This window comes from Pseudomonas sp. N-1-13 (assembly GCF_057787095.1).
In genome coordinates this window covers 4,130,693-4,148,395 of the sequence record NZ_JBYNRI010000001.1, presented here as the reverse complement: position 1 = coordinate 4,148,395, position 17,703 = coordinate 4,130,693, and the positions used below count along the sequence as shown (strand labels likewise).

The window sequence follows — 17,703 nt, the reverse complement described above, 5'->3', positions numbered from 1 at the left end:
TAAAGCGCTTGCGCCCGTTTTTACATGGCACAGAGCACAGGGTCGCCAGGATCAGCGGACCTTGTCCTCGGCGAGCGTGAGTTCCTCCTTGTCGAAATCATCCACGTCGATCACTTTACGTCGGGCCGTTTCGGCCTCGCGCAGGGTCTGGGCTTCGCCGGCCTGTAGCACGCCGGCTTCGAGGGCCGCGTCGATGACCTGTTCGCCAGGGGCGGGGTTGAGCTGACCCTGTTTGAGCGCGCCGTGCAGTTTTTTGTGCAGCGGATGAGCCGCGGCGAGCAGGTCGCAAGCGTGCTGCAGCGCGCCCACCGGATCGTCGACCGATTGCGGGCGATAGCAACCCTGCAGCAGCTCCTCGAGGGTCGGGTCGCCTTTGCCCCGACCGATCACTGCAGCCACTTCAGCGTCCAGCCTGTCGCTCGGACCTTTGTGGCGACGACCGAAGGGGAACACCACCACGCGCAACAGACCACCCAGCACCCGGTTCGGGAAGTTGTCCAGCAGTTCGTCCAGGGCCCGCTCAGCCTGGCCCAGGCTTTCTTCCATGGCCCAGGTGAACAGCGGTTCCATATGGTCCGGCGAGTCCAGGTCGTGGTAGCGCTTGAGCGCGGCGGAGGCGAGGTAGAGGTTGCTCAATACATCCCCAAGGCGCGCCGACAAGCGTTCGCGACGTTTGAGTTCACCGCCCAGCAGCATCATGCTCAGGTCCGCCAGCAGGGCGAATGCCGCCGCCTGCCGGTTGAGGGCGCGGAAATAACCCTGGCTCAAGGCGTTGCCGGGGGCTCTTTCGAAACGCCCCAGGCCCAGGTTCAGCACCAGGGTGCTGGCGGCGTTGCTGATGGCAAAACCGATGTGTTTGAGTAGCAACCCGTCGAATTCGATCAGCGCCTGGTCTTTGTCTTCACGCGTGGCCAAGGCCATTTCCTTGAGCACGAACGGATGGCAGCGAATCGCACCCTGGCCGAAGATCATCAGGTTACGTGACAGGATATTCGCGCCTTCGACCGTGATGAAGATCGGTGCACCTTGCCAACTGCGTCCCAAGTAGTTGTTGGGCCCCATGATGATGCCCTTGCCGCCGTGTACGTCCATGGCGTGGCTGATGCATTCGCGACCGCGCTCGGTCAGGTGGTATTTGAGGATGGCCGACAGCACCGAAGGTTTTTCTCCCAGGTCCACCGCGTTGGCGGTCAGCATACGGGCGGCGTCCATCATCCAGGCGTTGCCACCGATACGGGCCATGGCCTCCTGAATACCTTCAAAGGCCGACAATGGCACGTTGAACTGCTCGCGTACCTGGGTGTACTGGCCGGTCACCAGGCTGGTGAACTTCGCCGCCCCGGTGCCCACAGCCGGCAGGGAAATCGACCGACCGACCGACAGGCAGTTCATCAGCATCATCCAGCCCTTGCCGAGCATGGGCTGGCCGCCGATGAGAAAGTCCAGCGGGATGAACACGTCCTTGCCCCAGTTCGGTCCGTTCATGAAAGCGGCGCCAAGGGGCAGGTGACGACGGCCGATATTGACGCCAGGGGTGTCGGTGGGAATCAGGGCGAGGCTGATGCCCAGGTCTTCTTCATCCCCCAGCAGGTGATCGGGGTCATAGGCCTTGAAGGCCAGGCCGAGGAGGGTGGCCACCGGTCCCAAGGTGATGTAGCGCTTTTCCCAGTTCAGGCGCAGGCCCAGGGTTTCCTGACCTTCCCATTCGCCCTTGCAGATGATGCCGGTGTCGGGCATCGCCCCGGCGTCGGAGCCAGCCAGTGGCCCGGTCAGGGCGAAGCAGGGAATATCGTCGCCACGGGCCAGCCGTGGCAGGTAGTGGTTGCGTTGTTCGTCGGTGCCGTAGTGCAGCAACAGTTCGGCCGGGCCGAGGGAGTTGGGGACCATCACGGTGGAAGCCAGATCGCCGCTACGGGTGGCCAGTTTCATCGCCACCTGGGAGTGGGCATAGGCGGAGAAGCCCTTGCCTCCATATTCCTTGGGAATGATCAGCGCAAAGAACCCGTGCTCCTTGATGTGTGCCCAGGCGGCGGGTGGCAGGTCCATGGCCTGACCGATCTGCCAGTCGCTGACCATGGCGCAGAGTTCTTCGGTGGGGCCGTCGAGGAAAGCCTGTTCCTCCTCGGTCAGTTGCACCTTGGGATAGGCCAGCAGCGTGTCCCAGTCCGGCCGGCCACTGAACAGTTCACCGTCCCACCACACCGTACCGGCGTCGATGGCGTCGCGCTCGGTTTCTGACATGGGGGGCAGGGTCTTCTGGAACCAGTTGAACATCGGCGCGCTGAAATACTTGCGGCGCAGGTCCGGCAGCAGCAGTGGAGCCGCGACGGCGGCGAGCGCGATCCAGAAGATCAGCATCAGCCAACCGGGAGCGGGGCTGAACAGGCTCATGGCCAGCAGGTAGGCTGCGATGATGCCCAGCGCGGGCAGCGGGGCGGTACGCCGATGCGCCAGCCAGGCTTTCCCGACAACCAGAACCAGTATCCACAACAACAGCATATGTAATCCTCCGTGAACCAGGGCAAAACCGACCCTCAGAGCTTAGACGGCATCTGCAAAACCGGCGGTCGGCGCGATGTGATTGATTTCGTGGGAAACCCTGGATGCATTGCGCCAGTCTGGTTGGCAACATCCGTGGGAAATCGTTCGTTAACAAAGTGAGAAAGCGCCATTGTTTGGCGTAAACGCCGTTATTACCGAGGGTGGGCTTTGGATAGACTCGAAGCAAGCCCTATAGGCGCTGCCGAAGGTGCGGGCCGCGTTCGGACGATCTCTTGATCTGTCTATCTTTCTCTCAGGGCTCGATGGTCCGGGAAAGATCGCCGCCTCGTTGCACTCGGCAGCTCCTACGGACGCAGGCGTTTTCCGTGAGGTCCTGACCATGCAGCAATACCTGAACCCCAGCCGCTTCATCGACAGCGATCACCCTGCGGTCATTGAGTTCGCCGAAACTCATCGCGGCACTGATCGCGACCCGCAGGCACAAGCAATCAGCCTGTATTACGCGGTGCGCGAGGCCGTGCGCTACAACCCCTATACCTTCAGCCGCGATCCGCAGACCCTGCGTGGCAGTTACGCACTGGCCTGCGGTGAAAGCTATTGTGTGCCCAAGGCGACCTTGCTGGCCGCTTGCGCCCGCCATTGTGGTATCCCGGCGCGCATCGGCCTGGCGGATGTGCGTAATCACTTGTCCACTGCACGCCTGCTGGAGTTGCTCAAGAGTGACGTGTTCGCCATGCACGGTTATACCGAGTTCTATCTGAACGAGCGCTGGGTCAAGGCCACGCCGGCCTTCAATCAAGGCTTGTGTGAGTTGTTCGATGTGGCACCCCTGGAATTCGATGGCCGCGAGGACAGCGTTTTCCACCCGTTCAATCGACAGGGCGCCAAGCTGATGGAGTACGTCACCGACCACGGCCAATTCGCCGATGTGCCCGAAGCGTTCTTCTTCGAGCACCTGGAAAAATGCTACCCGCACCTGTTCGGCGAGCAACTGCCGCCCCTGCTTGGCGACATGCAGGGCGATTTGAGTCGCGGCTGATCCGGCGTATGCTGCTGCGGCATTTATCCATCGGAGCAAGCCGTGATGCTGAAGATCTGGGGTCGGAAAAACTCATCGAATGTGCGCAAGGCGCTGTGGTGCGCCGAGGAGCTGGGGCTGGCCTACGAGGCCATCGACGCAGGGGGTGCGTTCGGCGTGGTGGACACGCCCGAGTATCGCGCCAAGAACCCCAACGGCCGTGTCCCGATGATCGAAGATGACGGTTTCGTGCTCTGGGAATCCAACACCATCGTGCGTTATCTGGCGTCTCGCCATGCTCCGGGTTCGGCCTGGTATCCGGCAGACCCCCAGGCTCGCGCCAGGGCTGAAAAATGGATGGACTGGACCACCTCCTCGTTTGCCGATCCGTTTCGCACCGTGTTCTGGGGCGTCTTGCGTACTCCCGCCGAGCAGCAGGACTGGGCGGCCATCCATGCGGCGATCAAGGTCTGCGATGGTTTGTTGGCGATGGCGGACCAGACGTTGAGCGAGCAACCCTACCTCTCCGGGGATGAAATCGGCATGGGCGATATTCCCTTGGGCAGTTTCATTTATGCCTGGTTCGAGATGCCCATCGAGCGGGCTGCGCTGCCTCATCTACAGGCCTGGTACGCCCGGCTGCAGCAGCGTCCGGCGTATCGCAAGGCGGTCATGACCGCGTTGACTTAATACTTACTATCGACACGCTTGACTGTACTTGTGCGGCGACGCCACGCACCATTGCCTTCGTGCGCCGTGGTTGTATTGCTCGCCGTGCGCCCTTATCTAATTGTTTCTTCCCCTTCTTGGTGCGTAATCCGATATGAGTTCCGCTCTGTCCATCCGGCAGCTAACCAAAACCTACGGCAACGGTTTCCAGGCCTTGAGTGGTATCGATCTGGACGTCGCCGAAGGTGATTTTTTCGCCTTGCTCGGCCCCAATGGAGCCGGCAAATCCACCACCATCGGCATTCTTTCAACCCTGGTGAACAAAACCAGCGGTACGGTGAATATCTTCGGTCATGATCTGGACCGTGAGCCCGCCGCTCTCAAGCGCTGCATCGGCGTGGTGCCCCAGGAGTTCAATTTCAACCAGTTCGAAAAGACCTTCGACATCGTCGTGACCCAGGCGGGTTACTACGGTATCCCGCCGAAGATCGCCAATGAGCGCGCCGAGAAGTATCTGACTCAACTGGGTTTGTGGGACAAGCGTGATGTGCCGTCCCGTTCATTGTCCGGCGGCATGAAGCGGCGCCTGATGATTGCCCGTGCCCTGGTCCATGAGCCGCGCCTGCTGATTCTCGACGAGCCGACCGCGGGCGTCGACATCGAGTTGCGTCGGTCGATGTGGACCTTTCTGACCGAGCTGAACCAGAAAGGCATCACCATCATCCTCACCACCCATTACCTGGAAGAGGCCGAGCAGCTGTGCCGCAACATCGGCATCATCGACCACGGCACCATCGTCGAGAACACCAGCATGCGACAGTTGCTCAGCCAACTGCATGTGGAGACGTTCCTGCTGGACCTGAAGAACGATCTGAAGGCCGCGCCGCAACTGATCGGCTATCCGGCCCGGCTGGTGGACCACCACACGCTGGAAGTCCAGGTGGATAAAACCGTCGGTATTACCGGCTTGTTCTCCCAACTGGCGCTGCAAAACATTGAAGTGCAGAGCCTGCGCAACAAAACCAATCGCCTCGAGGAGTTGTTCGTGTCTCTGGTGGAGAAAAATCTGGCGAAGGTGGCTGTATGAGTTCCGAACTGCGACCCAACCTCATCGCCCTCAATACCATCGTTTATCGCGAAGTCCGACGCTTCATGCGGATCTGGCCGCAGACCCTGCTGCCGCCGGCCATCACCATGGTTTTGTACTTCGTGATTTTCGGCAACCTGATCGGTCGGCAGATCGGCGACATGGGTGGCTTCACGTACATGGACTACATCGTACCGGGGCTGATCATGATGTCGGTGATCACCAACTCCTACGGTAACGTGGTCTCGAGTTTCTTCGGCAGCAAATTCCAGCGCTCGATCGAGGAACTGATGGTCTCGCCGGTTTCGCCCCATACGATCCTGATCGGCTACACCCTGGGCGGTGTATTGCGCGGGTTGGCGGTGGGCTTGATCGTGACCTTGCTGTCACTGTTCTTCACCGATCTGCAAGTGCACCATTTGGGCGTGACGATATTGGTGGTGGTGTTCACCGCCACGATCTTTTCGCTGCTGGGGTTCATCAATGCCGTGTTTGCGCGCAACTTCGATGACATTTCCATCATCCCGACGTTCGTGCTCACGCCACTGACTTACCTGGGCGGAGTGTTCTACTCGATCTCCCTGCTGCCACCGTTCTGGCAGACCGTGTCCCTGGCCAACCCGGTGCTGCACATGGTCAACGCGTTCCGCTACGGCATCCTTGGGGTGTCGGACATCCGGATCAGCGTCGCGATCACCTTCATGCTGGTGGCAACCGTGGTGCTCTATGTGGGATGTGCACGGCTGTTGGTCAGTGGGCGAGGGATGCGTACTTAGAACTCGGCAGGCGTGCTGACTGGTATACCGCTATCGCGAGCAGGCTCGCTCTTACATCGAAATGCAAAAGGCCTCCATTCACTGGAGGCCTTTTTGCATTTCACATCCGGCTTTTCTTGCGCCGTTTCCATTGCCGCGCCACCCACCAGCGCCAATAGATCATGGTCATGAAATAGGCGAGGGCGCCGAGCACCAGACCCGTCACCACCGACCCCAGCAAAAACGGCTGCCACAAGGTAGACAACTGGGTGGTGATCCATTCCCAGGTCAGTTCATCCGGTAACGTGCGGGCAGGCACATCCATCAACCAGGCCCCGGTCTGGTAGGTGCAGAAAAACACGGCGGGCATGGTGATGGGGTTGGTCAGCCAGACCAGGCTCACCGCAATCGGTATGTTGCCGCGTACGGTGATGGCCAGTGCCGCGGCCAGCAGCATCTGCAAAGGAATCGGCAAAAAGGCAGCGAACAGACCAACGGCCATGGCGCGTGCCACGGAGTGTCGATTGAGGTGCCAAAGGTTGGGGTCGTGCAGCAAGGAACCGAGAAAACGTAAGGACTTATGTTCCCGAATACTCGCTGGGTCAGGCATGTAACGTTTGAAAAGGCGCCGGGGCATAAGGCTTCTCGGTCGGTTCAAAGCGGTGAGGCCGCAAGTATGTCCGCATTCTACGGCTGACTGATTCAGACTTTGTGACAATTGTTAACGCGCACCGTGCCGTAGACCGACTATGCCTGAAGAGAAGACTCTCAAGGACAGGCTTATGCGCACAGGGATGGTCGCGCTTGCACTCGGGCTGCTGACCCCGGTTTTTTGCCCGGCGCTGCCGCCGCTGTGGCTGATTGCGGTCATGCCTGTGCTGGCGCTGATGGTTTTGCCGTTTCGAACTCATCCGCTGGGTTTTTTCCTGATCGGGCTGGCTTGGGCGTGTCTGTCGGCGCAACTGGCCCTGGACGATCGGTTGCCTGCCGCGCTGGATGGAGAAACCCGCTGGCTCGAAGGGCGCGTCGTCGGTTTACCGCAATATAACGAAGGTGTGGTGCGCTTTGAACTGACCGATGCCCATTCCCGCCGCACACGGCTGCCGTCGTCGATGCGCCTGGCCTGGTTCGGTGGACCGCCTGTGAGCAGCGGCGAACGTTGGCGATTGGCGGTAAAGCTCAAACGCCCCACCGGGCTACTGAACCCCCATGGCTTCGATTACCAGGCCTGGCTGTTGAGCCGCGGCATCGGCGCGACTGGCACGGTCAAGGACGGTCATCTCCGGCAACCTGCCCAAGGTGCCTGGCGCGACGGCGTGCGTCAGGCGCTGGCGCAAGTCGACGCCCAGGGCCGCTCCGGGGCGCTGGCGGCATTGGTCCTGGGGGACGGAGCTGGGCTGAGTCGTGATGACTGGCAGGTACTGCAAGACACCGGTACGGTCCATCTGCTGGTGATCTCCGGGCAGCACATCGGCCTGCTTGCCGCACTGGTGTACCTGCTGGTGGCAGGTGCGGCGCGCTATGGCATGTGGCCGGTGCGTCTGCCGTGGCTACCTTGGGCCTGCGCTCTGGCCTTTATCGCAGCCTTGGGTTACGGCTTGCTCGCCGGCTTCGAGGTGCCGGTGCGGCGCGCTTGCGCGATGATCGGCCTGGTGCTGCTGTGGCGTTTGCGTTACCGGCATCCGGACCCCTGGTGGGCGTGGCTGCTGGCTTTCAATGGGGTGCTGGTGTTCGATCCATTGGCCAGCCTGCGGCCAGGGTTCTGGCTGTCGTTCGCCGCGGTGGCGATCCTGATGTTTACTTTCGGCGCACGCTTGGGGCCCTGGCGCTGGTGGCAAACCTGGACCCGTGCCCAATGGTTGGTGGCAGTCGGACTGTGCCCGATCCTGTTGATATTGGGTTTGCCGATCAGCCTCAGCGGGCCTCTGGTGAACCTGGTGGCGGTGCCTTGGGTCAGCCTGCTGGTGTTGCCGCCGGCGCTGCTCGGTACGGCGTTGTTGCCGATGCCGTTCGTGGGTGAAGGGCTGCTTTGGATCGCCGGCGGGTTGCTCGATCTGCTCTTCAAGGGGCTGGCGCTGGTGGCCGGGCGAATACCGGCATGGGTGCCTGCGGCTATCCCCCTGTGGGTGTGGTGCATGGCCGCTCTGGGGGCTTTGTTACTGTTGCTGCCCAAAGGCGTGCCACTGCGGGTACTGGGATGGCCCATGGTGCTGCTGGTGGTTTTCCCTCCGAGGGAGGATGTGCCCCCGGGGCAAGCCGAAATCTGGCAACTGGACGTGGGCCAAGGGTTGGCGGTGCTGGTACGCACCCGTCACCATGCCTTGCTTTACGACGCGGGGCCGCGCTTTGGCGAGGCCGACGCGGGTGAGCGCGTGGTGCTGCCGACCCTGCGCAAGCTGGGCGTCGCCGGGTTGGACCTGATGCTGCTCAGCCATGCCGACGCCGATCATGCCGGCGGCGCCCAAGCGGTGCGCAATGGCTTGCCAACGGTCCGGGTGGTCAGTGGCGACCCCGCCGCGTTGCCTGCCACCCTGCAGGCAGAGGCGTGCGACAGTGGCGCGCGCTGGGAGTGGGACGGGGTCAGGTTCGAGCTGTGGCAATGGTCATCTGCCCTTGAAAGCAACCAGCGGTCCTGCGTTCTGCTGGTCGAGGCTGGCGATGAGCGGTTGTTGCTCACCGGCGACATCGATAGCCATGCCGAGCGCGCTTTGCTCGACGGGCCCCTGGCCGTGCCGGTCCAGTGGTTGGCGGCGCCCCATCACGGTAGCCGCAGTTCATCGTCGATGTTGCTGTTGTCGCGGCTCAAACCCCATTCGATGTTGATCTCCCGCGGCCAGGGCAATGCGTTCGGCCATCCTCATCCGCGGGTGTTGGCTCGCTATCGCCGCTTGGGCATGGCGATCTACGACAGTGCCGAACAGGGTGCCATTCGTCTGCAACTGGGGGCTTTCGAAGCACCGCGCCTTCAGGCCGGCCAACGGCGCTACTGGCGCGACCCGCCGTCTGCGGGACCATGGCCGTAACCTTGACCCGGGTCATCCTCGACGACGGTGTTATCGGCGGGGCGGGCCTGCAAGGCGAGTCTGTATGATAAAGTGGCGCACTTTTTCGAGGGGGCTGTCACTGTGTGGGAATTGGTCAAATCCGGCGGCTGGATGATGTTGCCGATCATTCTGAGTTCCATCGTGGCGCTGGGAATCGTTGCCGAACGCCTGTGGACCCTGCGGGCCAGCCGCGTGACCCCGGAGCATTTGCTCGGGCAAGTCTGGGTCTGGATCAAGGACAAGAAACTGAACAAGGAGCGGCTCAAGGAGCTGCGGGCCAGCTCACCGCTGGGTGAAATCCTCGCCGCGGGGCTGGCAAATTCCAAGCATGGTCGCGAGATCATGAAGGAATGCATCGAAGAAGCCGCCGCCCGGGTCATCCATGAGCTGGAACGCTACATCAATGCCCTGGGCACAATTGCCGCCATGGCCCCGTTGCTGGGCCTGCTGGGCACGGTGCTGGGCATGATCGACATTTTCAGTTCGTTCACCGGCGCCGGCATGACCGCCAATGCCTCGGTGCTGGCAGGGGGGATTTCCAAGGCCTTGATCACCACGGCCGCCGGGTTGATGGTGGGGATTCCTTCGGTGTTTTTCCATCGCTTCCTGCAACGGCGCATCGATGAGTTGGTGGTGGGCATGGAGCAGGAGGCCATCAAGCTGGTCGAGGTGGTGCAAGGCGACCGTGACGTGGACCTGGCCGAGGGCAAGAAGTGAAATTCCGCCGCAAACCACGGGAAACCGTCGAGATCAACCTTGCGTCGCTGATTGACGTGGTGTTCATCCTGCTGCTGTTTTTCGTCGTGACCACCACCTTCACCCGGGAAACCCAGCTCAAGGTGGAACTGCCGGAAGCGGTCAGCGGCTCGCCTGCCGAAGACCAGCAACTCAAGAACCTGGAAGTCACGATCAGTGCCGAAGGGACGTTTTCGGTGAACAATCAGTTGCTGCCCAAGAGCGACCTGGCGAGTCTGATCGATGCGCTGCAGAAGGAGTCCGGCGGCGACACCAGCTTGCCGCTGTCCATCAGCGCCGACGGCAAGACCCCACATCAATCCGTCATCACCGCCATGGACGCGGCCGGCAAGCTCGGCTTCAGCCATCTGCGCATGACCACCGTCGAGGCGGCGCCGGCACCCTGATGGCCATGTCCGATCGATTGCTCGCCGCCTGGTACGAAGGTCACCCGGCCCTGACGCTGTTGCGGCCACTGGAGTGGTTGTACCGTCGGGTGGTGATGGGCAAACGCGAGCGCTTTCTGGCGGGCGAGGGTGAGATTTACCAACCGCCCGTGCCGCTGGTGGTCGTGGGGAACATCACGGTTGGCGGCACCGGCAAGACCCCATTGATCCTGTGGATGATTGAGCATTGCCAGCGCCGTGGCCTGCGGGTCGGCGTGGTAAGCCGGGGTTATGGCGCCAAACCACCCCATTTGCCCTGGCGAGTCGAAGCCGGGCAGGGCGCCGACATCGCGGGTGATGAGCCACTGCTGATTGTCCAGCGCAGCGGCGTGCCATTGATGATCGATCCGGATCGCAGCCGGGCGGTCCAGGCGCTGCTGGAGACTCAACCGCTGGACCTGATCCTGTCCGACGACGGCATGCAACATTACCGCCTGGCTCGGGATCTTGAATTGGTGCTGATCGACAACGCCCGCGGCCTGGGCAATCGACGTTGTCTGCCTGCCGGTCCGCTGCGTGAACCCGTGGAGCGTCTGCAATCGGTCGATGCCGTGCTATTCAACGGCGCCAGCGCCGACCGCGAAGACGGCTTTGCCTTCGAGCTGCGACCCACGGCCCTGGTGAACCTGGCCAGCGGCGAACGGCGTCCACTGGACCATTTCCCGCCCGGCCAGGCCCTGCATGCCGTGGCCGGGATCGGCAATCCCCGGCGTTTCTTCAACACCCTCGAAACGCTACACTGGCGACCTATACCGCACGGGTTTGCCGACCACGCCCAATACAGCGCCCAGGCATTGAATTTCACGCCGTCGTTGCCGGTGGTCATGACGGAAAAGGACGCGGTCAAATGCCGTGCCTTCGCCGAGCCCCACTGGTGGTACCTGGCGGTGGATGCCGCGCCGTCGCCCGCCTTCGCGGACTGGTTCGATACCCAGTTGATGCGCCTGTTGCCGGATCGGCTTTTGCCTTAAACCATTTATCCAGGGAAATGTTCATGGACACCAAACTGCTCGACATTCTGGCCTGCCCGGTCTGCAAAGGCCCCCTCAAGCTCAGCGCCGACAAAACCGAGCTGATCAGCAAAGGCGCCGGCCTGGCCTATCCGATTCGCGATGGCATTCCGGTGATGCTCGAAAGCGAGGCCCGTACCCTGACCACCGACGAGCGCCTGGATAAATGACCGCAGCCTTTACCGTTGTCATTCCGTCGCGCTTTGCCTCGACGCGCCTGCCCGGCAAACCGTTGCTGTTGATCGCTGGCAAACCGATGATCCAGCACGTATGGGAACAGGCCTGCAAAAGCAGCGCCCAGCGCGTGGTAGTGGCGACCGACGATGCGCGCATCGTGGAAGCCTGCAAGGGCTTTGGCGCCGAAGTGGTGCTGACTCGCGAGGATCACAACTCCGGAACTGATCGCCTGGCGGAAGTCGCCGCCAAGCTGGGCCTGGAACCCGACGCCATCGTGGTCAATGTGCAGGGCGATGAACCGTTGATCCCGTCCAGTGTGATCGATCAGGTTGCAAACAATCTGGCAGCCCATCCCGAAGCGCGCATGGCCACCCTGGCCGAGCCGATAGAGGATGTGCAAACCCTGTTCAACCCCAACGTGGTCAAGGTCGTCAGCGATCTCAATGGCCTGGCGCTGACCTTCAGCCGCGCCACCTTGCCCTGGGCCCGTGATGCATTCGCGCAAAGTCGGGACGTCATGCCTGACGGCGTACCGTACCGCCGCCACATCGGCATCTACGCTTACCGCGCCGGTTTCCTCCAGGATTTCGTCGCCTGGGGCCCGTGCTGGCTGGAAAACACCGAATCCCTGGAGCAACTGCGTGCCCTGTGGCACGGCGTGCGAATCCATGTCGCCGATGCGCTGATTGCTCCGCCGACCGGCGTCGACACCGTGGAAGACCTCGAGCGCGTTCGTCGCCTGCTGGAGGCCTGATGCGGGTTCTGTTTGTCTGCCTCGGCAACATCTGCCGATCACCCACCGCCGAAGGCATCCTGCGGCACAAGCTGCGCGAGGCCGGGCTGGCCGAGCAGGTGGAAGTCGCCTCCGCCGGTACCGGTGACTGGCACGTCGGCAAGGCCCCGGACAAGCGCAGCCAGGCTGCGGCCCTACGACGCGGCTATGACCTGTCGGCCCAGCGTGCCCGCCAGGTCAGCCGGGCCGATTTCGCCACTTATGACCTGATCCTGGCGATGGACGGCAGCAACCTGCGCAATCTAAAAGCCCTGCAACCGAGCAACGGCAGGGCCGAACTGGATCTGTTCCTGCGCCGCTACGAGGCTGAACTCGATGACGTGCCGGACCCGTACTACGACGGCGAACAGGGTTTCGAGCAAGTGCTGGACCTGATCGAGCGGGCCACGGACCGCCTGGTGATCGAATTGAAGGGGCGGCTATGACCTTGCAGGTGCGGGCCGGCGTCAGCCTCAAGCCGTTCAACAGCTTTGGCGTGGACGTCACTGCCCGGTTATTCGCCGAAGCTCACAGCGACGCCGATGTCCGCCAGGCGCTGGCCTATGCCAGCGCCAATGACGTGCCGTTGCTGGTGATCGGAGGCGGCAGCAACCTGCTGCTGACCGGTGATATCGACGCGCTGGTGTTGCGCATGGCCAGTCAAGGGATTCGTCTGCTCAGCGATGATGGCGAGCGGGTGCTGATCGAAGCCGAAGCAGGCGAACCGTGGCACCCCTTCGTCCAGTACACGCTGGCGCAAGGCTGGTCGGGGCTGGAGAACCTCAGCCTGATCCCAGGCACGGTGGGGGCCGCACCGATGCAAAACATCGGTGCCTACGGTGTGGAGATCAAGGATGTGTTCGCCGGCCTGACCGCCCTGGATCGGCAAACCGGCGAGCTGCACGATTTCACCCTGGAAGAATGCCGTTTCGCCTACCGCGACAGCCTGTTCAAGCAGCAAGCGGGTCGTTGGCTGATCCTGCGGGTGCGCTTTGCCCTCAGTCGCGCCGCGCATCTGCACCTGGAGTACGGCCCGGTCCGCCAGCGGTTGGCCGAACTGGGCATCGAACAGGCGACTCCCTCGGATGTCAGCCGGGCCATCTGCAGCATCCGCAGTGAAAAGCTCCCTGACCCGGCCGTGCTGGGCAATGCCGGCAGTTTCTTCAAGAACCCGCTGGTGCCGGCTTCGCACGTTGCGCAACTCAAGCTGCAATACCCGGATCTGGTGGCTTATCCACAACCCCAAGGGCAGATGAAAATTGCCGCCGGTTGGTTGATCGAGCGGGCCGGCTGGAAGGGCTTTCGCGAAGGCGACGCCGGGGTGCATAAGTTGCAGGCGTTGGTGCTGGTCAACTACGGCTGCGCCACCGGGCCGCAATTGCTGGATCTGGCCCTGCGTATCCAGAAAGACATTGCCGAGCGTTTTCAGGTCAATCTGGAAATGGAGCCCAATCGGTACTGAACCTGGCTTTCACCGAGCGCCCTGCACAACCTCGCACAAGGATCATTTGTGCAGGATTGTGCAGGGCGTTTTGCTTAATCCTGGGTTAATTTAGTGAGCTAACGATGCGACCATCGCATCATTGAAGGCCCGGTGCAGACGTCTGCGTGTTTGCACAAGAGAGCCCGATTAGCCTGAGTCAGTCTGCGCCAACCGAACCGTTGTCCAAACGGCAGATTGCTCGACCCCATAATTCGATCACCGTGCGGGCGTGCCCATGATTACCTTGAAACTCAATGGAAAAGATCACCAACTGGATGTGACCGAGGACATGCCGCTGCTCTGGGCCATCCGAGATGTGGCCGGTTACAACGGCACCAAATTCGGCTGCGGCATGGGCCTGTGCGGCGCCTGTACCATTCACATCGACGGCGCCCCGGCGCGCAGTTGCATCACCCCGATTGGCTCGGTGAAAGGCCAGAACGTCACCACCATCGATGCCCTTCATGTCGACCCGGTCGGGCAAATTGTCCAGAAGGCCTGGCTCGATACCGCCGTGGCCCAGTGCGGCTACTGTCAGGGTGGGCAGATCATGTCCGCGACCGCCTTGCTCAAGACCAATCCCAACCCGAGCGATGAGCAGATCGAAGAGGCCATGGTCGGCAACATCTGCCGTTGCGGCACTTATAACCGGATCAAGACTGCGATCCGCCAGGCTTCCACCCACCTGAAGGAGGCCAAGGCATGAGCCGCTTGCCCAATGATTTTGTGCTGAGCAACCTCAGCCGCCGTGGTTTCCTCAAAGGCGCGAGCGCCACGGGTGTGTTGGTGCTGGCCGCCAGTTGGGGCCTGCCGGACGCTTTTGCCGAGGACAAGAAGTTCGGCGGTGAGGGCATGCCCAATGGTGTGATCGACGACCCGCAGGTGTACGTGAGCATCGCCACCGATGGCAGCGTGACGGTGATCTGCAACCGTTCGGAAATGGGCCAGGGGGTGCGCACCAGCCTGACCATGGTGGTGGCCGATGAACTGGACGCTGACTGGGCGCAGGTCAAGGTGCGGCAGGCACCGGCGGATGAGGTGCGCTTCGGCAACCAGGACACCGATGGCTCGCGCAGTATGCGCCACTGGTACGAACCAATGCGTCGTTGCGGGGCCGCTGCCCGGACCATGCTGGAGCTGGCCGCCGCTGCTCAGTGGAATGTCCCGGCGAGTGAGTGTCGTGCTCAATTGCACAAAGTCGTGCACCAGCCTTCCGGTCGGGAACTGGGGTATGGCGCGTTGGCCGCCGCGGCCAGTGCCTTGCCAGTTCCCGCCCGTGACAGCCTGCGCCTCAAGCAACCTTCGGAGTTTCGCTACATCGGTAAGGAGTCGAGCCGGGCCATCGATGGCGAAGACGTCGTCAACGGGCGTGCCGTGTTCGGCGCCGATGTACATTTCGATGGCATGCTCTATGCCGTCGTGGCTCGCCCGCCAGTCTATGGTGGCAAGGTCAAGCGCGTGGACAGCAGCGCGGCGCTGAAAGTACCGGGTGTGGTCAAGGTGCTGCAGATCGAAGGACGTCCGTTGCCCTCCGAGTTCCAGCCTCTGGGCGGCGTGGCGGTAGTGGCGAAAAACACCTGGGCGGCGATCAAGGGCCGCGAGGCGCTGAAAATCGAGTGGGATGACGGCCCGAATGCCGGCTATGACTCCGTCGCCTATCGCAAGGAACTGGAAGCCGCGGCCCTCAAGCCCGGGAAAGTCTTGCGCAACACTGGTGATCTGGACGACGCGCTGGCCAAGGCTGACGCAACCCTGGAGGCGTCCTATTACCTGCCGCACCTGTCGCAGTCGCCGATGGAGCCGATGGTCGCCGTCGCCCGGTTCAAGGATGGCCAGTGCGAAGCCTGGGCACCGAGCCAGGCGCCGCAGGTCACCCGTGAACGCGTCGCCGAACGGTTGGGGATCCCTTTCGACAAGGTTACCGTGCACATCACGCTGCTGGGCGGTGGTTTCGGGCGCAAGTCCAAACCCGATTTCGTCCTCGAGGCGGCCGTGTTGGCCAAGGAGTTTCCAGGCCAGGCGGTGCGGGTGCAATGGACCCGCGAAGATGACATCCATCATTCGTATTTCCACACCGTATCGGCCGAATACCTCAAGGCTGGCCTGAACCAGGACGGGATGCCGTCCGGCTGGCTGCATCGCACCGTAGCCCCGAGCATTACCGCACTGTTTGCACCGGGCATGACCCACGAAGCGCCGTTCGAAGTGGGCATGGGCGTGACCAACATGGCCTACGCAATTCCCAACATGCGCCTGGAGAACCCCGAAGCGGTGGCCCATACGAGGGTTGGCTGGTACCGCTCGGTGTCGAATATTCCCCACGGTTTTGCGATTCAGAGTTTCATCGACGAATTGGCCCACAAGGCCGGCCAGGATCCACTGGCGTATCACGTCAAATTGCTTGGCCCGGACCGTAAGATCGATCCGCGCACCTTGAATGAAGAATGGAACTACGGCGAATCCCCCGAGCTTTATCCCATCGATACGGCGCGGATCCGCACCGTGCTGGAAACCGCCGCCAAGGCCGCCGGGTGGGGCCGCAAACTGCCCAAGGGCCGTGGCCTGGGGCTGGCGGTGCACTACAGCTTCGTCACCTATGTGGCGGCAGCGCTGGAGGTGGAGGTCAAGGACGATGGTACGTTGATCGTGCACAAGGCCGATATTGCCGTGGACTGCGGCCCGCAGATCAACCCCGAGCGTATCCGTTCCCAGTTCGAAGGCGCCTGCGTCATGGGCCTGGGCAATGCGGTGGTGGGGGAGATCAGCTTCAAGGACGGCAAGGTCCAGCAAGACAACTTCCACATGTACGAAGTGGCACGCATGTCCCTGGCTCCCAAGGAGGTCGCGGTGCACTTGGTCACGCCGCCGGGCGAGGTGCCGTTGGGCGGTGTGGGTGAACCGGGTGTGCCGCCGATTGCGCCGGCGCTGTGCAACGCGATTTTCGCCGCCACCGGCAAGCGCATCCGCGAGCTGCCCGTGCGGTATCAGTTGCAGGGCTGGCAGCAGGCCAAAACCTGATGGACAGCGTTGATCTGAACGTCCTGCGCAGCGTGCTTGAGTGGCGCCGCGCCGGGCAGCGGGTGGTGTTGTTCACTGTGGTCCAGACTTGGGGCACGGCGCCGAGGCCGCCGGGGGCGATGCTGGCCCTGCGTGAAGACGGCGTGGTGATTGGCTCGGTATCGGGCGGTTGTGTCGAGGATGACCTGATCGCCCGGCTGCACGACGGGCGTATTCCGGCGGACGGTCCGCCAGTGCAGCTCATCACCTATGGCGTGACTCGTGAGGAGGCGGCGCGCTTCGGCCTGCCGTGCGGCGGTACCTTGCGCCTGACCGAAGAACGGGTCGGCGATCCGCAATGGGTCGCGCAACTGCTGGAGCGCTGCGATGGCCATGAGATTGTCGCCCGTGAGCTGACCGTCGCCACAGGCGAAGTGCTGCTGACGCCGGCCAGCAAAACCGAAGCGCTGGTATTCGACGGTCAAGTCCTGCGGGCCATCTACGGCCCGCGCTGGCGGCTGCTGTTGATCGGCGCGGGGCAACTGTCGCGTTATGTGGCAGAAATGGCCCGGTTGCTGGATTTCGAGGTGTTGATCTGCGATCCGCGCAAGGAATTTGTCTACGGTTGGGAAGAGCAGCATGGCCGCTTCGTTTCCGGCATGCCCGACGAAGCGGTGTTGAGCATCCAGACCGACGAGCGCACCGCCATTGTTGCCCTGACCCATGATCCACGATTGGACGATATGGCGCTCCTCACGGCCCTGGACTCCAAGGCGTTTTATGTCGGGGCCCTGGGCTCTCGGGTGAACAGCCAGAAGCGCCGGGATAACCTGGCTCAGCTAGGCTTGTCTGCACAGGCTATCGAACGGCTGCATGGGCCGATCGGTTTGCACATTGGCAGCCATACGCCGGCGGAAATTGCCTTGTCTTTGCTGGCTGAAATCGTGGCGATCAAGAATGGCGTCGAGTTGCGTCAGAAAAAGCCGCTGTAATCGGCGGGCGAGGAGA

General features: G+C 62.3%; 17 protein-coding genes. 15 read left to right on the top strand and 2 right to left on the bottom strand.

Going from position 1 to position 17,703, the window contains the following annotated elements; translation table 11 throughout:
- Window positions 1–51 precede the first annotated feature (51 nt).
- Window positions 52–2,499 (bottom strand): acyl-CoA dehydrogenase, encoded by a 2,448-nt coding sequence (locus AC3I65_RS18570; protein ID WP_305466490.1) that lies wholly within the window; start codon window positions 2,497–2,499, stop codon window positions 52–54.
- 382 nt (window positions 2,500–2,881) lie between these two features.
- On the opposite strand from AC3I65_RS18570, the gene AC3I65_RS18565 reads away from it, so the two are divergent.
- The 4 genes from AC3I65_RS18565 (at window position 2,882) to AC3I65_RS18550 (ending at window position 6,052) form a co-directional block, all read left to right on the top strand.
- Window positions 2,882–3,541, top strand: a complete 660-nt coding sequence (locus tag AC3I65_RS18565; RefSeq protein ID WP_076383822.1) for a transglutaminase-like domain-containing protein — start codon at window positions 2,882–2,884, stop codon at window positions 3,539–3,541.
- 45 nt (window positions 3,542–3,586) lie between these two features.
- A complete protein-coding gene (locus AC3I65_RS18560) occupies window positions 3,587–4,210 on the top strand; it encodes a glutathione S-transferase family protein (protein ID WP_047228176.1) in 624 nt (207 codons plus the stop codon).
- A gap of 133 nt (window positions 4,211–4,343) precedes the next feature.
- On the top strand, window positions 4,344–5,276 hold the full coding sequence (locus tag AC3I65_RS18555; protein WP_047228177.1) for an ABC transporter ATP-binding protein: 933 nt from the start codon (window positions 4,344–4,346) through the stop codon (window positions 5,274–5,276).
- Window positions 5,273–6,052, top strand: coding sequence for an ABC transporter permease (locus AC3I65_RS18550; RefSeq protein WP_047228178.1), 780 nt, complete (start codon window positions 5,273–5,275; stop codon window positions 6,050–6,052). Before AC3I65_RS18555 ends, AC3I65_RS18550 begins: the two co-directional genes overlap by 4 nt.
- Before the next feature lie 100 nt (window positions 6,053–6,152).
- Here AC3I65_RS18550 and AC3I65_RS18545 read toward each other — a convergent pair whose 3' ends face one another.
- Window positions 6,153–6,668 carry a DUF2062 domain-containing protein gene (locus tag AC3I65_RS18545; protein ID WP_047228179.1) on the bottom strand — a complete coding sequence of 172 codons (516 nt, stop codon included), beginning with the start codon at window positions 6,666–6,668 and terminating at the stop codon, window positions 6,153–6,155.
- Between the two features lie 145 nt (window positions 6,669–6,813).
- Between AC3I65_RS18545 and AC3I65_RS18540 the strand changes: the two genes are divergently transcribed.
- From AC3I65_RS18540 to AC3I65_RS18490, 11 genes are all read left to right on the top strand, one after another.
- Window positions 6,814–9,054 (top strand): DNA internalization-related competence protein ComEC/Rec2, encoded by a 2,241-nt coding sequence (locus AC3I65_RS18540; protein ID WP_488524062.1) that lies wholly within the window; start codon window positions 6,814–6,816, stop codon window positions 9,052–9,054.
- Window positions 9,055–9,156: 102 nt separating this feature from the next.
- Window positions 9,157–9,792 carry a MotA/TolQ/ExbB proton channel family protein gene (locus AC3I65_RS18535; RefSeq protein ID WP_160893079.1) on the top strand — a complete coding sequence of 212 codons (636 nt, stop codon included), beginning with the start codon at window positions 9,157–9,159 and terminating at the stop codon, window positions 9,790–9,792.
- On the top strand, window positions 9,789–10,217 hold the full coding sequence (locus tag AC3I65_RS18530) for an ExbD/TolR family protein (protein ID WP_047228182.1): 429 nt from the start codon (window positions 9,789–9,791) through the stop codon (window positions 10,215–10,217). Before AC3I65_RS18535 ends, AC3I65_RS18530 begins: the two co-directional genes overlap by 4 nt.
- Window positions 10,217–11,227: a tetraacyldisaccharide 4'-kinase gene (lpxK, locus tag AC3I65_RS18525; protein ID WP_076383825.1), complete on the top strand. Its 1,011-nt coding sequence runs from the start codon at window positions 10,217–10,219 to the stop codon at window positions 11,225–11,227. Before AC3I65_RS18530 ends, lpxK begins: the two co-directional genes overlap by 1 nt.
- 23 nt (window positions 11,228–11,250) lie before the next feature.
- Window positions 11,251–11,436 (top strand): Trm112 family protein, encoded by a 186-nt coding sequence (locus AC3I65_RS18520; RefSeq protein ID WP_003179363.1) that lies wholly within the window; start codon window positions 11,251–11,253, stop codon window positions 11,434–11,436.
- Window positions 11,433–12,197 (top strand): 3-deoxy-manno-octulosonate cytidylyltransferase, encoded by a 765-nt coding sequence (gene kdsB, locus AC3I65_RS18515; RefSeq protein WP_076383826.1) that lies wholly within the window; start codon window positions 11,433–11,435, stop codon window positions 12,195–12,197. Before AC3I65_RS18520 ends, kdsB begins: the two co-directional genes overlap by 4 nt.
- Window positions 12,197–12,661 carry a low molecular weight protein-tyrosine-phosphatase gene (locus AC3I65_RS18510; protein WP_092400061.1) on the top strand — a complete coding sequence of 155 codons (465 nt, stop codon included), beginning with the start codon at window positions 12,197–12,199 and terminating at the stop codon, window positions 12,659–12,661. Before kdsB ends, AC3I65_RS18510 begins: the two co-directional genes overlap by 1 nt.
- Window positions 12,658–13,677 (top strand): UDP-N-acetylmuramate dehydrogenase, encoded by a 1,020-nt coding sequence (gene murB / locus AC3I65_RS18505; protein ID WP_305466480.1) that lies wholly within the window; start codon window positions 12,658–12,660, stop codon window positions 13,675–13,677. The genes AC3I65_RS18510 and murB overlap by 4 nt, the downstream gene beginning before the upstream one ends.
- Before the next feature lie 256 nt (window positions 13,678–13,933).
- Window positions 13,934–14,404, top strand: coding sequence for a (2Fe-2S)-binding protein (locus AC3I65_RS18500; RefSeq protein WP_047228187.1), 471 nt, complete (start codon window positions 13,934–13,936; stop codon window positions 14,402–14,404).
- On the top strand, window positions 14,401–16,716 hold the full coding sequence (locus tag AC3I65_RS18495) for a xanthine dehydrogenase family protein molybdopterin-binding subunit (protein WP_047228188.1): 2,316 nt from the start codon (window positions 14,401–14,403) through the stop codon (window positions 16,714–16,716). Before AC3I65_RS18500 ends, AC3I65_RS18495 begins: the two co-directional genes overlap by 4 nt.
- Window positions 16,716–17,687 (top strand): XdhC family protein, encoded by a 972-nt coding sequence (locus tag AC3I65_RS18490; RefSeq protein WP_488524061.1) that lies wholly within the window; start codon window positions 16,716–16,718, stop codon window positions 17,685–17,687. Before AC3I65_RS18495 ends, AC3I65_RS18490 begins: the two co-directional genes overlap by 1 nt.
- Window positions 17,688–17,703 lie beyond the last annotated feature (16 nt).